Origin of the sequence: Chryseobacterium vaccae (assembly GCF_009602705.1) — a bacterium.
Lineage (GTDB): Bacteria > Bacteroidota > Bacteroidia > Flavobacteriales > Weeksellaceae > Chryseobacterium > Chryseobacterium vaccae.
The window spans coordinates 3,491,434-3,504,580 of record NZ_VSWH01000001.1; the positions used below are offsets into that span (position 1 = coordinate 3,491,434).

13 protein-coding genes are annotated in these 13,147 nt (G+C 37.3%); 11 read left to right on the forward strand and 2 right to left on the reverse strand.

Annotated features, from left to right (window positions below):
- Positions 1-123: 123 nt before the first annotated feature.
- The 9 genes from hflX to FW768_RS15980 all read left to right on the forward strand — a co-directional run bounded on the left by hflX (position 124) and on the right by FW768_RS15980 (position 9,583).
- Positions 124-1,347, forward strand: a complete 1,224-nt coding sequence (gene hflX / locus FW768_RS15940; protein ID WP_153397084.1) for a GTPase HflX — start codon at positions 124-126, stop codon at positions 1,345-1,347.
- A complete protein-coding gene (locus FW768_RS15945) occupies positions 1,347-1,976 on the forward strand; it encodes a DUF4919 domain-containing protein (protein ID WP_153397086.1) in 630 nt (209 codons plus the stop codon). The genes hflX and FW768_RS15945 overlap by 1 nt, the downstream gene beginning before the upstream one ends.
- A 22-nt stretch (positions 1,977-1,998) precedes the next feature.
- Complete coding sequence (locus tag FW768_RS15950) at positions 1,999-3,282, forward strand: cation:proton antiporter (protein ID WP_153397088.1); 1,284 nt, start codon at positions 1,999-2,001, stop codon at positions 3,280-3,282.
- Positions 3,283-3,323: 41 nt separating this feature from the next.
- The gene (locus FW768_RS15955; RefSeq protein ID WP_153397090.1) at positions 3,324-4,046 is read left to right on the forward strand and encodes a DNA alkylation repair protein; all 723 of its coding nucleotides are present in this window, start codon (positions 3,324-3,326) and stop codon (positions 4,044-4,046) included.
- Positions 4,047-4,137: 91 nt separating this feature from the next.
- A complete protein-coding gene (locus FW768_RS15960; RefSeq protein WP_153397092.1) occupies positions 4,138-4,806 on the forward strand; it encodes a hypothetical protein in 669 nt (222 codons plus the stop codon).
- A 16-nt stretch (positions 4,807-4,822) separates the two neighbouring features.
- Positions 4,823-6,841 carry a hypothetical protein gene (locus FW768_RS15965; RefSeq protein ID WP_153397094.1) on the forward strand — a complete coding sequence of 673 codons (2,019 nt, stop codon included), beginning with the start codon at positions 4,823-4,825 and terminating at the stop codon, positions 6,839-6,841.
- Positions 6,842-8,089 carry a hypothetical protein gene (locus FW768_RS15970; RefSeq protein ID WP_153397096.1) on the forward strand — a complete coding sequence of 416 codons (1,248 nt, stop codon included), beginning with the start codon at positions 6,842-6,844 and terminating at the stop codon, positions 8,087-8,089.
- 16 nt (positions 8,090-8,105) lie between these two features.
- Complete coding sequence (locus tag FW768_RS15975) at positions 8,106-8,489, forward strand: DUF6122 family protein (RefSeq protein ID WP_185151993.1); 384 nt, start codon at positions 8,106-8,108, stop codon at positions 8,487-8,489.
- A 23-nt stretch (positions 8,490-8,512) separates the two neighbouring features.
- Positions 8,513-9,583 carry a calcium:proton antiporter gene (locus tag FW768_RS15980; RefSeq protein WP_153397098.1) on the forward strand — a complete coding sequence of 357 codons (1,071 nt, stop codon included), beginning with the start codon at positions 8,513-8,515 and terminating at the stop codon, positions 9,581-9,583.
- Positions 9,584-9,647: 64 nt separating this feature from the next.
- Here FW768_RS15980 and FW768_RS15985 read toward each other — a convergent pair whose 3' ends face one another.
- Positions 9,648-10,028 carry a group III truncated hemoglobin gene (locus FW768_RS15985; RefSeq protein ID WP_153397100.1) on the reverse strand — a complete coding sequence of 127 codons (381 nt, stop codon included), beginning with the start codon at positions 10,026-10,028 and terminating at the stop codon, positions 9,648-9,650.
- A 132-nt stretch (positions 10,029-10,160) separates the two neighbouring features.
- Between FW768_RS15985 and FW768_RS15990 the strand changes: the two genes are divergently transcribed.
- Positions 10,161-10,649, forward strand: a complete 489-nt coding sequence (locus FW768_RS15990; RefSeq protein WP_153397102.1) for a YkgJ family cysteine cluster protein — start codon at positions 10,161-10,163, stop codon at positions 10,647-10,649.
- Between the two features lie 380 nt (positions 10,650-11,029).
- Entirely contained in the window at positions 11,030-11,368 is a 339-nt protein-coding gene (locus tag FW768_RS15995; RefSeq protein WP_153397104.1) for a hypothetical protein, read from the forward strand.
- Positions 11,369-11,671: 303 nt separating this feature from the next.
- Here the strand turns inward: FW768_RS15995 and gdhA are convergent, their stop codons facing one another.
- Positions 11,672-13,030 (reverse strand): NADP-specific glutamate dehydrogenase, encoded by a 1,359-nt coding sequence (gene gdhA, locus FW768_RS16000; RefSeq protein WP_153397106.1) that lies wholly within the window; start codon positions 13,028-13,030, stop codon positions 11,672-11,674.
- Between the last annotated feature and the right edge of the window lie 117 nt (positions 13,031-13,147).

Consider the following 13,147-nt stretch of genomic DNA (forward strand, 5'->3'; position numbering starts at 1 on the left):
TTCATAAAAAAGAAATATTATAATCTTAAATTAACATTAAAAATGCAGTTAATTAAAAATAGATTTTGTTTTTTTTCCTGAAAAATGGTAACTTGTGAAAATCACAAACATAGATAGAACTTAATGCTAGAAAAGAAAGAACATAATTATGAAAAGGCGGTTTTGGTAGGTTTGGTTACCAAAGACCAGGACGAGGAAAAACTAAAAGAATATATGGACGAGCTGGAGTTCCTTGCCTACACGGCAGGAGCAACAGTTGAAAAAAGGTTCACCCAAAAATTATCACAGCCGGACTCCAAAACGTTTGTAGGGAGTGGGAAAGCACTGGAAATTAAAGACTATGTGAAAGAACATGAGATTGGAACAGTGATCTTTGATGATGAACTTTCCCCTTCACAGCTTAAAAACCTGGAAAGGGAAATGGAAGTCAAAATATTAGACCGGACCAATCTTATTCTTGATATTTTTGCGCAAAGAGCGCAAACGTCTTATGCAAGAACCCAGGTGGAGCTGGCACAGTACGAATACCTGCTTCCAAGACTGACAAGAATGTGGACCCACCTTGAAAGACAGAGGGGGGGAATCGGGATGAGAGGTCCGGGGGAAACCGAAATTGAAACAGACCGTCGTATCATCCGTGACAGGATCTCTTTGCTTAAAGAGAAACTGAAGACCATAGACAAACAGATGGCCACCCAGCGTAACAACAGAGGAAAGATGGTGCGTGCTGCTTTGGTGGGATATACCAACGTAGGAAAATCTACGCTGATGAACGCCCTTTCAAAATCAGAAGTTTTCGCTGAAAATAAGTTATTTGCAACGTTGGATACTACCGTAAGAAAAGTGGTGATTGGAAATCTTCCGTTCCTGCTGACGGATACCGTAGGGTTTATCAGAAAGCTCCCTACTCAGCTGGTAGAATCATTTAAATCTACTTTGGATGAGGTGAGAGAATCGGATTTACTAATTCACGTGGTAGATATCTCGCATGAAAGCTTTGAAGATCATATTACGTCAGTTAACCAGATTCTTCAGGAGATTGATGCCCACAGAAAGCCTATGATCATGGTTTTCAATAAAATTGATGACTTCAGCTATGAGAAAAAAGATGAGGATGATCTGACACCTTCTACCCGTAAAAATATTTCATTAGAAGAGTGGAAAAAGACCTGGATGGCTAAATCCAAATATCCAACCGTTTTCATTTCTGCTCTTACGAAAGAAAATTTCCCGGAGATGAAGAAAATGATCTATGATGAGGTAATGAAGATTCATATTTCCAGATTCCCATACAATGATTTTCTTTTCGAATATTTCGATAACGACGACGAAGAAAACAACGATTAATGAAATATCACTTTTTCCTTTTATTCCTTCTGTTTTCGGTTTTTGGATTTAGCCAGAAATCAAAAATTGATTTAAAAAGTATTGAGAAAAACCTCAAAAATCCGGACTCTCCTTACAATTACGAGAAGCTTATCTTTAAGTACAAAGGATTTCCAAAATCTCTGGACAGCATCGAAGCCCAGCATCTTTACTACGGAAGGAATTTTAGAAATGATAAAATTTCGACAACAGACGACCGTTTTAAAAGCCTTGCGGATGCCTTTAAGCAGAATCATTTTGCAGATTGTATCAAGCTGGGTAAAGATTTGTATGATAAAGACCCTACCAATCTGGACGTTCTTCTTATCCTGCTCCGTACCTATGACTCCCTGAAAGATGCCAATAACTTTGTCCATCATTTGAGCCAGCTTCGGGCACTGACTAACGGCATCAAAGATTCCGGAGACGGAAAATCCGAAAAAACAGCTTACCTGGTCAATTCTGTAGGAGACGAATATATTCTGCTGAACATTCTGAACATTGGAAATGGTTATACCCGAAGTTCAAAACCTGCCAAAGACGGAATGTTTGATATCTGGGAAAAAGACAGTCAAAAACTTTATATTAAAATACTTTATTTAGACTTTTAAAATTCAATAAAAAAAACACTTAGTGGAGTTATATTATTCATTTTCAGCATTAATAGTGCTAGCGTCCATATTTGCCTACCTGAATTACAGATTTCTGAAACTCCCGAGTACGATCGGAATTATGGTAATTGCCATTGTGGTTTCCATTTTTCTGGTGATGTTTGGGGAAACAGTACTTCCGAGAACATTCGGACATCTCAATAAATTGATGAACAGCATTGATTTTACAGAAGTCCTGATGGGGGCCATGCTTAACTTCCTTCTCTTTGCAGGAGGAATTCACATTAATATCAACGATCTTAAGGAACAGTTTCGTCCAGTACTGATATTTTCTACAGTAGGTGTGGTAATTTCTACATTTGTTGTAGGATTTGGAATGTTTTATCTCTTACCGTTCGTAGGGATCAAGCTTCCTTTTATCTATTGTCTGGTATTCGGAGCCCTGATTTCTCCTACCGATCCGGTGGCTGTCCTGAGTGTTTTGAAGCAGGCTAAAGTTTCAAAATCATTAGAAACAAAAGTAGCCGGAGAATCTCTTTTCAACGACGGTATGGCTGTTGTGGTATTTACCGTAGTTATGCAGCTTGCGATTGGAAAAGAAGTGGATCTGGGCGTTGAAAGCATAGGATTATTACTGATGAAAGAAGCCGGGGGAGGAATCCTGCTTGGGGTCCTTCTGGGATGGATAACCTCCAGGCTGATGCGTGAAGTGGATGATTATATTATTTCGGTTCTGGTAACTCTTTCTGTAGTAATGGGAGGATATCTTATCGCCAGACAGATGCATATTTCAGGACCTTTGACGATGGTTGCTGCTGGTCTGTTTATGGGGAATTTCAATGTGAGGTTCAAAATGAAGTCTGTTACTCAGGATTATCTGATTAAGTTCTGGGAACTGATTGATGAGATTCTGAACGCTGTTTTATTCCTGTTCATAGGATTTGAACTTCTGATGATCAAAGATCTTAAGCATTTTATGCTGCCTGGTCTTCTTGCTATTATCGTGGTTTTACTAGCCCGTTTTATTTCGATCTGGGGACCAACGAAATTCATGTCTTTAAGAACAAGGTTTAGTCCGCAGACTGTAAAAGTGCTTGTTTGGGGAGGAATCCGTGGAGGGGTTTCCATTGCATTGGCGATGTCTATTCCGAAGAGTGAATACAGCGAAATTATTTTAAGTATTACCTATTGTGTAGTCGTCTTTTCTATTATTGTTCAGGGACTTACCATTGCTAAAGTGGCCAATCCTAAGCAGATTGCAAAAGAAGAGGAGGAGCAGGAAAGTATTGTTCTGGAAGAGCATTAATATCATAACTTGATCTGTTCATCATAAATATCGTTTTAAAGATGGCCAATAATATAATCAAAGAGATTAAGGAAGCCTTAGCTGTCTTGTCCATTCCTGAAAAAGCGGAATTCTTTCCCAGATTTTTCAAAACAGGAAAGGGAGAATACGGAGAAGGAGATCTCTTTCTTGGAGTGAAAGTTCCGGATCAAAGGTCTGTAGCGAAAGAGTATTATGATAAAATAAGCCTTGAAGAATTGAGCATACTGCTTTCATCAGAGTATCATGAGCATAGGCTTACAGCTCTCTTTATGCTGATCACCAAGTTTGAAAAAACAAAAGACATCAGAATAAAAGAAAGAATTATTACTTTTTACCTGAACCATCTTCCCCATGTCAATAACTGGGATCTGGTAGACTCAAGCTGTTATAAAATATTAGGACGGTATGCTTTTGAAAATCAAAAAGAAAATTTATTGAGAGACCTTTCAGATTCTGATGAAATGTGGCATAAAAGAATAGCCGTTGTGGGAACGATGCATTACGTTAAAAAAGGGTCGTATGAACTGACTAAAGAATTTGTCACCAAAAACCTGAAACATCCGCATGATCTGATGCACAAAGCAAATGGCTGGCTGCTAAGGGAAATGGGGAACAAAAACGAACAGGAACTGATCTCTTACCTCAATCAATATTACAAAGAAATGCCAAGAACCTGCCTGAGATATGCCATTGAAAAACTTGATGAAGACCTTAGACAGGATTATCTGAAAGGGAGAGTATAAAGGCATCCCTTCAGATCATAAAAAAACCAATGGAATCCGGTATTTTACACCGATAAAAAATTAAGTAGTTTTGTATTTTAAAAACTCAATTATGAAGAACGTAATCAGGTTGTTTTTACTTTGCTTTCCTTTGATGCTGCTCACAAGCTGTTTTGATATTGTAGACAAAGCCTCCGTAAAAGCAGACGGAACAGGGGAATATACCATCATTGTGAATGCCAGCAAGAGCAAAACAAGACTGGCTTCGATCTCTAAAATGGAAACGATCAATGGGAAAAAAGTTCCGAAAAAATCTGAAATTGAAAATAAGATCAGTGAAGCGGCCAGAATTTTCAAGGCAACCCCGGGAATCAGCAATGTAAAGACTACGATGGACTTTGATAATTACATCATTAAGCTAAGCTGTAATTTTAAGAAAATTGAAAACATCAATGCCGGGCTGGAGCAGCTGAAATCAAAAAATATTCTTGGGAAAATGATTCCTACCCAGATTTACGGACAGAGCCTTGAGAAAAAATCGTTTACCAGAAATAAAGTAAACACTTTTAAAGCAGACTACGATAAAATGAGCAAGGCAGATAAAGAAGTATTCAATAATGCTAAATATACTTCTGTTTTGCAGTTTGAAAACACTATAAAATCGCAATCTAACAGTTCTTACCAGCTTTCTCCCAATAAGAAAGCCGTAAAACTTGAAGCAGATGTTTTAGACCTGATCCTTCAGAAAAAACAGATGCAAAATATTATTATCTTTCAATAAAAAGTACTTTTCAGCCATGAAATCTATCCTATTAAAAACACAAAAGATCACCTTTTTACTTTTTGGTTTTGCGCTCGCTTTTGCACAGAACAGCATGAAGCTTCCTAAAGATGCCGTATTTTATATGGAAATCAATGGGAAACAGCTTAATAATAAAATAAACTGGGAGAAATTTAATCCTTTACTGCAGGAAATAACGAAAAGCAGCAAAGAAAAAGCCTCATGGAATGATTATTCCAAAACCGGGATCAAATATGATGAAGTTCAGTACCATTATGCCTGCTTTAGTGATTCTGTAAAAACCTATACAGCTCATTTTATTTTAGATAACAAAGATAAATTCAAAGAGTTTATTAATTCTACAAAGAAAAAAGGACAGGAAGTTTCCCAGAAAAATAACTACTCTTATGTTGATCTGGATGATGATGTATTTGTTGCCTGGAATGATAAGCGCGCAGTACTGAGTCTTGTAAGCTATACCAAACCTTATAAGGATTTATGGGCAGAAGAAGCAGTGGCAGACAGCGCCGCAATTGCAGTAGATTCAACAGCTGAAGCAGTAATAGACAGTGCTTATGTAGTAGAACCGGAAAGACCTTTTAACTATAAAGAGGAAATAAAAGATCTGAAAGACCAGATCAAATATCTTAAAGAAAGCATCAAAGAAAGCAACACTGAAATTACGAGAATTCAGAAGGATATCAAGTATCTGGAAAAACACCATAAATATCCTGAAGAGAAAAAGCAGCCGGACTATGAAGGGGAAGACGAAATGACTGAAGAAGAGGAGTATTCTATTGCAGAAGCAGATTCAGCGTATCAAAAAGAACAGGATTCTATCAGAAGAGAAAACTTCAAGGTTGTGAAAAAACTGGCAGAGGATGCATTCGACCGGTATTTCAGTTCAAATTTAGAAATTGAAGTGCCTAAGGATAAACTTAATTTCCGCGATGCCAATTCAGATGTTTTTATCTATACAGACTACGGAAGAATGGTGAATGAAGGGCTTTATGGGAGAATGATGAGAGGATATAATTTCAGTCAGTTCCTTGGAAGAGCGTACAACTCGGATTCTGCTTATAACCTGTATTTTGATAAGGATAAAGTAAAACTGATTAATAATTATCAGCATAAAAATTCCGATATTCAGAAGAGTATTTCAGAGGTTTATAAAGGAAAGAAAAACAAAAAGCTGGCAGCACTTATCAACGATAAAAGTTTAGGATATTACGTGATGAATATCAACGGAAGAAAATCTTTTGATATGATGTATGATCTGCTTAAAGATACAGGAGAAGGAGAATATCAGAAAGAAATGGAACTGGTGATGGAAACCATGAAGATCATTCTGGATGAAGAGGCGATCAGCAAAATAGCCCCAGGAAACGGGATTTTCGTTCTGAATGAGCTGAAGCCAAAAACAGTGGATTACACAGATTACGAATACGATGAAGATTACAATGCAAAAGAAGTGAAAAAGACGAAGGAAGTAATGGTTCCTAACTTCACCTTTGCATTTGCTACGGAAAATGAAGGCTACTGGAACCGTGTTTTCAATTTACTGGTGACCAATAAAGATCTGGCTAAAAAGTTTACAAAAACAGGAGATTTTTATGCTTTTAAAGATGAAAAGGGCGGAGGCTATCTTGACCAGATGTTCTTTACGGTGAAAGACGGTGTCGTTTATCTTACTTCTTTTAAAGATAATATCAATCCTAAAAACCAGTCCGAGGTTTCTAAAAAATGGGCAAAAGATTCATCTAAATATCCGTTGTCAGGAAGACTGGATCTGCAGAGAGTTTTAGTAGGTCTTGAAAGAGAATTCAAGAGCCCTTCAGAAAGAAAGACTTTGGATCTGATCAGAAAAAATGTAGGAGAAGTGTATTATAAAACAGAGGTGAAAAACAACAGCATTCAGACAGAAGCAGATTATAACATCAAAAATTCTTCTGAAAACAGCCTGATGTATTTCTTTGATCTTTTCGATGAAATTTATAAAATAAAAGAAGCCGATAAAAAGCCACCTATATTATAAATGAAGAAAAAGAAACTGATTGCCTGGCTGATCATTCCGCTGGCCGCCGTTATATATTTTGTGTTTTTTTATAAAGACAAAACCTTACAATTTGTCCCGGAAAATGCAGATGCTGTGGTTTTGATTGATGTGAAGAAACTGGCGGGACAGTACGTTTTCAGTCTTACAACACATCCATCGTTGTGGTTTAATGATGCAGAAGAAAAAAAAGAACATATTGCTTTAAAAGATTCGGGGATTCGTATCCCCGATTTTTTGCAGATATTCCACCTGAAGAATACGAAATTCACCGAGTGGTACACTGCGGTTGAACTCAAAGATCAACCCAAATTTCTAACCTATTTAAAGCAGCAGAAGTTTAAAGATAAGGGGAATAGTCTTTATCAGAAAGACCAGATTTTCATTAAAATCGGAAAGGGTTACTGTATCTTCGGGACTTCTGACCGGGCTTTAAAAAATACGGATTCAGATTTTTTTAAGGCTTCAGAGAAGAAAAAATATAATGCAGATCATTTCATCAACAGAACATTAGGAAGCTTTTCTTTTATTTCAGGACAAAACATCAGTAATTTTTCCATTGATCTCAGGGATGATGAAATTGAGATTAAAAATGCTGATGGATCGGCAGACTTTACTTCTGTTATTGCTGAATTTCAAGGGAAGAGCCACTTTTTAGAAATGCAATTGGATGCCGGAAATATGAAAAACCTTAGCCGTTTTTTTAATAAAAGCATCAGTGATTCAGCTGGGATCAGCCATATGAAAGGTATCGCTGATCTGGAGCAGGTAAACGATACCATTATCACTTACGGGTATGATGATAATTTCAATGAAGTGGAGCAGAAAAGCTATCAGAAGATTGTTCAGCCTAAGTATGCTATTTCACTTCTAACTCCGGATCCTGAGAAAACATGGGCCTATTTTCAAAATAAAAAATGGATCAATGCACAGAACCAGCTGACGATTATTCCGTTTCAGCCGAATACGGTGTCTAAAAGTCAAAAAGCGGTCATCATAAGATCTTCCGGAAATCTGGAACCCCTGTCTCGGAATGAGAAGGAAAATTATATTTTTATCAGAAATAATGCTTTGCTCTATTCCTCTTTAAAAAGTTTAACAGAACGCGAGAAGAAATTGATGTCAGATATAGAGTATATCTTTTATGGAAACAAAGGGCAGGACCATTATATTAAACTGAAAGCAAAGAAAGGAGATCTTCCTCTCATTTTAAGGAGATCATTTTTATAATAAAAACGATTTGTAGATGACGGTGCCTTCTGAAATTATATTGATAAAACAAATCACTCATTACTTTTTACATCTGGTGTTTCCGGTGTTTATTGCCTTGGTTTTTTTTCGTGAAAATTGGAAAAAGGCTTATTTTATTATGCTGGCTACCATGCTTGTGGATCTGGATCACCTTTTTGCCAATCCTATATTTGATCCGTCCAGAAACAGTATTGGGTTTCATTTTTTGCATTCATATTACGCTATTGCTGTTTATTTTTTAATGCTGTTCTTTAAAGGGAATATCAGGATTGCAGCTGTTGGTCTTTTATTCCATATGTTGACAGATTTTCAGGACTTTAATCTATGGGGCATTAAAATATCATTAATATTATCTCAGGATATTTCAAAATTCATATAGTTTTTGTATTTTGTAGACACTTTATGAAATTAAAAGAACTTTTACATTACACGTATATTTTTCCCATTCTGGCAGTAGTTTATTATTTTTCCGGATTGATGGGAGGAGGAGTCATTTATGATGTTATTGCAGGGATCCTGCTTACAGGAAGCGTTCTGTCAGCAGTGCATCATGCCGAAATGGTCGCTCATAAAGTAGGAGAACCCTTTGGAACCATTATTCTTGCGCTTTGTATCACTATTATTGAAGTGGCCTTAATTATATCACTTATGGTTGCCGGAGGAGATCAGGCCATCACGTTGGCCAGAGATACTGTTTTTGCTGCGGTAATGCTTATTCTGAATGGTATTTTGGGAATCTGTATTCTGGTAGGAGGGGTAAAATATCACGAACAGTTCTTTGCCAGAACATCTGCAACGACTTATCTGGTAAGTATTGTTTCTATTCTGATCCTGACATTGGTTCTTCCTAATTTTACCTCAAGTGTCAACGGTCCTTTCTATAATGAAGCTCAGCTTGTTTTTGTATCCATTGCCTGTCTTGTCATTTATGGAGTATTCCTGATGGTTCAGACGGTAAGACACAGAAGCTATTTTATTGTGCCTGATGAACACCCGGAAGAACATTATATCCCGACATTCACGAAAACAGTGATAAGCTTTGGATTCCTGGTTGTCTGCCTGGCAATCGTTGTAATGATGGCAAAAGGACTTTCAGGAACTATTGAAGATATGGTTCAGAGTATAGGTGCTCCAAAATCTTTGGTAGGAGTGATTATTGCTGCAGTAGTGCTTCTTCCTGAAGGGGTAGCGGCTATTCGTGCGGCAAGAAGCAATCAGATCCAGTCCAGTTTAAACCTGGCATTAGGTTCTGCACTGGCCAGTATAGGACTGACGATTCCTGCGGTTTCTACGGTGTGTATTCTGTATGATATTCCTTTGGTGCTGGGATTGGATAAAAAAGATATTATCCTGCTTTCGCTCTCCGTATTTATCGTAATGCTTTCATTAAGCCGTGGAAAGACGAATATTCTTTACGGAACAGTGCTTTTAGTGAATCTGGCAGCGTATATTTTTACAGTAATCGTTCCTTAAAAACAGGAAGTATAATTGTGGTTTTTTGAATTTATAGGCTAGGAATAATCTATTCTGGGGTCTGCTAAAGTCTTCTTGCCAGTTCCATTTTGAAGGCCATCAGTTTAGCGATATTTTCGGATTTGTAGACCGCCATATCAGCATTTTCTCCGATGAAATTTTCTTCAATGGTCTGTTTCCAGAGTTCCAGCCAACGGTTGAAATGTTTCTGTTCCATCGCCTGGATTTCATTGATGGGAAAGTGCACCCCCATAGGATTTCCTTTGTAAGTCATCTGTCCAAACAGAATCGATTCCCAGAATGAATACATTTTAGGAAGATGTTTGTTCCAGTCTACTTTGGCGATATCGTTGAAGAAAAATCCAATCGTCTCGTCCTTAACTACTTTGGTGTAAAATGAATTGACCAGATGTTCAATATCTTCTCGGGATTCCAGTTTTTTCATAGTCCAAATGTACAGTAAATTCAATTGATAAATTCAATCCTTAGCTTGATAAATTTCATGAAAACAATATTTTATCTTTGCAAAAGAAAAGCAGACTGCCTCATGGGCAAATGACAATCAGGCAGAAAGAATATGGATTTAGATTTTTACAAAAAACAGGCTTTACAGAAGCAAAAGGAACATAAGAAGTTTTTGGACGGATTAAAGAAGAAACCGCCTAAAAACCTCGATTATATCGTCCAGGAAACCCATGATGAAGTGTTTGATGAAATCAACTGTCTTCAATGCGCCAATTGCTGCAAAACTACAGGACCTTTATACACCGAAAAGGACATTGAACGTATTGCGAAGCACCTCCGGATGAAACCTGCAGATTTTGAAACGAAATTTTTAAGAGTGGATGAAGATCAGGACAAAGTGCTGCAACATCTTCCGTGTTTTTTCCTGAACAGTGATAATACATGCTCAATTTATGAAGTAAGGCCTAAAGCCTGCCGCGAATATCCGCATACCGACCGGAAAAAGATCTACCAGATCAATCACCTGATGCTGAAAAATACAGTAATCTGTCCCGCAGCCTACGAATTTGTAGAGAAAATGATGAAGAATATTAGCCGATAAAGCCTGAAGAAAGGAAGTTTAAGAATTCTGAAAAACAAAAGATTGTCATTTTAACAATCCTTTAGGAGCAATCCGCCTCAATTAGTTATTCTATTGGAATACTTTCAGAAGTGCGCTTAACTGTGAGAAACTTCCATCCTCCATCTTCCTTTCTTCTCATCAAAAAATTTCATTAATTTTTGTATTCAATGTTCTGTAAATGGCTTTCATAATTAGGCTTAACCACAAATAACTCCCATTTTCTAACCTCCATCTTCCATCTCAACTGCATTTTCAAAATTCCTCTTAAATAATTATAAAGTACGTTAAATAAGGACTTTACAGATAATTTAATGAAAAATGTTTCGTTTAAACTAAACAACCATTTAAAATATTACATTATGAAAAAGTTAATCTTGGCGGCAGCATTTATGGCAGCCGGAATAGTTACCGTATCAGCCCAGACAGAAACAAAGAAACCAGCTGAGACTACCCCTGCTAAAACTACGACAGCCCAACCACAGACAACGATGCCTGCAGCTACAACTACCGGAACCGTTTCTACAGATGCCGGTGCAACAAAACAAAGCACTACAGCCACAGCGACCGTTGATGGCGCTACGGCTGCTCCAGCTACTGAGGCGACGATGAGCGCAGAAGTAAACACAGAAGCTACAAAACCTTCAAAAGCAACCAAAGAAGATAAAAAAGGCAAAAAGAAAGCAAAGTCATCAAAGTAAATATTTCAGCAAACAGAAAGTAAGTCCTGAAGCATTCTTGTTTCAGGACTTTTTTATGGTAAAGCTTGTTTAATAAAAAAGTCTAAACAGCTTTTGTATTAAAAATTGCCCAATAATAATTTTTGTCCTGCTTTTCGGCTCGTTTTATTACATTCATTTCACAGATAAAGAGCAGCCTATTTAAAAATAAAAAAAGCGCTGTACAATACAGCGCTTTCTCCTTTCACTTTTTACTTTTTTCCCATTGTCCCGGGAACAGGCTATATCAAAAAAGGCCGGGAATTTTCCCAGCCTTGGTTTATTTTATACCACTCCTTGAGCTAACATGGCTTCTGCAACCTTCACGAATCCGGCAATATTGGCGCCTTTTACGTAGTTTACATAACCATCCTCATCTTTTCCGTAGTCTCTACAAGCTTTGTGGATACCGATCATGATTTCCTTCAATCTTGCATCTACCTCTTCAGAAGTCCAGTTAAGACGGATAGAGTTCTGCGTCATTTCAAGACCTGAAGTAGCAACACCTCCGGCATTGGAAGCTTTACCAGGAGAGAATAACACTTTATTATCAAGGAAATAGTTGATAGCATCTAAAGTAGAAGGCATATTTGCAGCCTCAGTTACACAAAGACATCCGTTCTCAACCAATTTCTTAGCATCTTCAAGATCTAATTCATTTTGAGTTGCAGATGGGAATGCTACATCACATTTTACATCCCAAGGACGTTTTCCTGCGTGGAATTCAGCAGATGGATATTTCTTAGCATAATCCTCAGCTCTGTTGTTTCCTGAAGATCTTAGTTCTAATAAATAATCAATTTTTTCTCCACTGATACCATCTTTATCATAGATATATCCATCAGGTCCAGAGATGGTTACTACCTTCGCTCCAAGCTCAGTCGCTTTTTTGATCACTCCCCAGGCTACGTTTCCGAAACCTGAAACCGTTACTGTTTTACCTTCGAAATTCTGTCCGATAGTTTTAAGCATCTGCTCTGCGAAATATACTACACCGTATCCTGTAGCTTCAGGACGGATTAGTGAACCTCCATAGGCAAGACCTTTTCCTGTAAGTACACCGGTAAATTCATTTCTGATTTTCTTATACTGTCCGAATAAATATCCGATTTCTCTTGCTCCTACACCAATATCTCCTGCTGGTACGTCTGTTTCAGGACCGATGTGCTTGCATAATTCAGTCATGAAAGCCTGGCAGAAACGCATTACTTCCATATCAGATTTTCCTTGAGGATCGAAATCAGAACCTCCTTTACCTCCACCCATCGGAAGAGTCGTCAGTGAGTTTTTAAATACCTGCTCGAATGCTAAGAATTTAAGAACTGACAGGTTTACAGTAGGATGGAAACGGATTCCTCCTTTGTATGGTCCGATTGCAGAGTTCATCTGGATTCTGAAACCTCTGTTTACCTGGATCTCTCCTTTATCATCAACCCATGGAACTCTGAAAATAATAATTCTTTCAGCTTCAGCCATTCTCTCAAGAAGTTTCATGCCTGTGTATTCCTTTTTAGTCATAATAAACGGAATTACAGTTACAGCAACTTCTTTTACAGCTTGTAAAAATTCTGGCTCATTAGGATTTTTTGCTTCAATTTTTGCAATAAACTCCTGGATTTTCTGGTCAATATTATATTGTTCCATATACTAAGGTTGAATATTATTGTCAACAAATTTAATTTTTTTTTCAAGATTCACAACACTCTATTTTAACATTGTTAAAAATTAAATAATAATGTTTCGAAATATTATTAAATTGAT

Coding starts and splice junctions, on each gene's coding strand:
- hflX (WP_153397084.1), top strand. CDS start 124: ATGCTAGAAAAGAAAGAACATAATTATGAAAAGGCGGTTTTGGTAGGT.
- FW768_RS15945 (WP_153397086.1), top strand. CDS start 1,347: ATGAAATATCACTTTTTCCTTTTATTCCTTCTGTTTTCGGTTTTTGGA.
- FW768_RS15955 (WP_153397090.1), top strand. CDS start 3,324: ATGGCCAATAATATAATCAAAGAGATTAAGGAAGCCTTAGCTGTCTTG.
- FW768_RS15960 (WP_153397092.1), top strand. CDS start 4,138: ATGAAGAACGTAATCAGGTTGTTTTTACTTTGCTTTCCTTTGATGCTG.
- FW768_RS15965 (WP_153397094.1), top strand. CDS start 4,823: ATGAAATCTATCCTATTAAAAACACAAAAGATCACCTTTTTACTTTTT.
- FW768_RS15970 (WP_153397096.1), top strand. CDS start 6,842: ATGAAGAAAAAGAAACTGATTGCCTGGCTGATCATTCCGCTGGCCGCC.
- FW768_RS15975 (WP_185151993.1), top strand. CDS start 8,106: ATGACGGTGCCTTCTGAAATTATATTGATAAAACAAATCACTCATTAC.
- FW768_RS15980 (WP_153397098.1), top strand. CDS start 8,513: ATGAAATTAAAAGAACTTTTACATTACACGTATATTTTTCCCATTCTG.
- FW768_RS15985 (WP_153397100.1), bottom strand. CDS start 10,028: ATGAAAAAACTGGAATCCCGAGAAGATATTGAACATCTGGTCAATTCA.
- FW768_RS15990 (WP_153397102.1), top strand. CDS start 10,161: ATGGATTTAGATTTTTACAAAAAACAGGCTTTACAGAAGCAAAAGGAA.
- FW768_RS15995 (WP_153397104.1), top strand. CDS start 11,030: ATGAAAAAGTTAATCTTGGCGGCAGCATTTATGGCAGCCGGAATAGTT.
- gdhA (WP_153397106.1), bottom strand. CDS start 13,030: ATGGAACAATATAATATTGACCAGAAAATCCAGGAGTTTATTGCAAAA.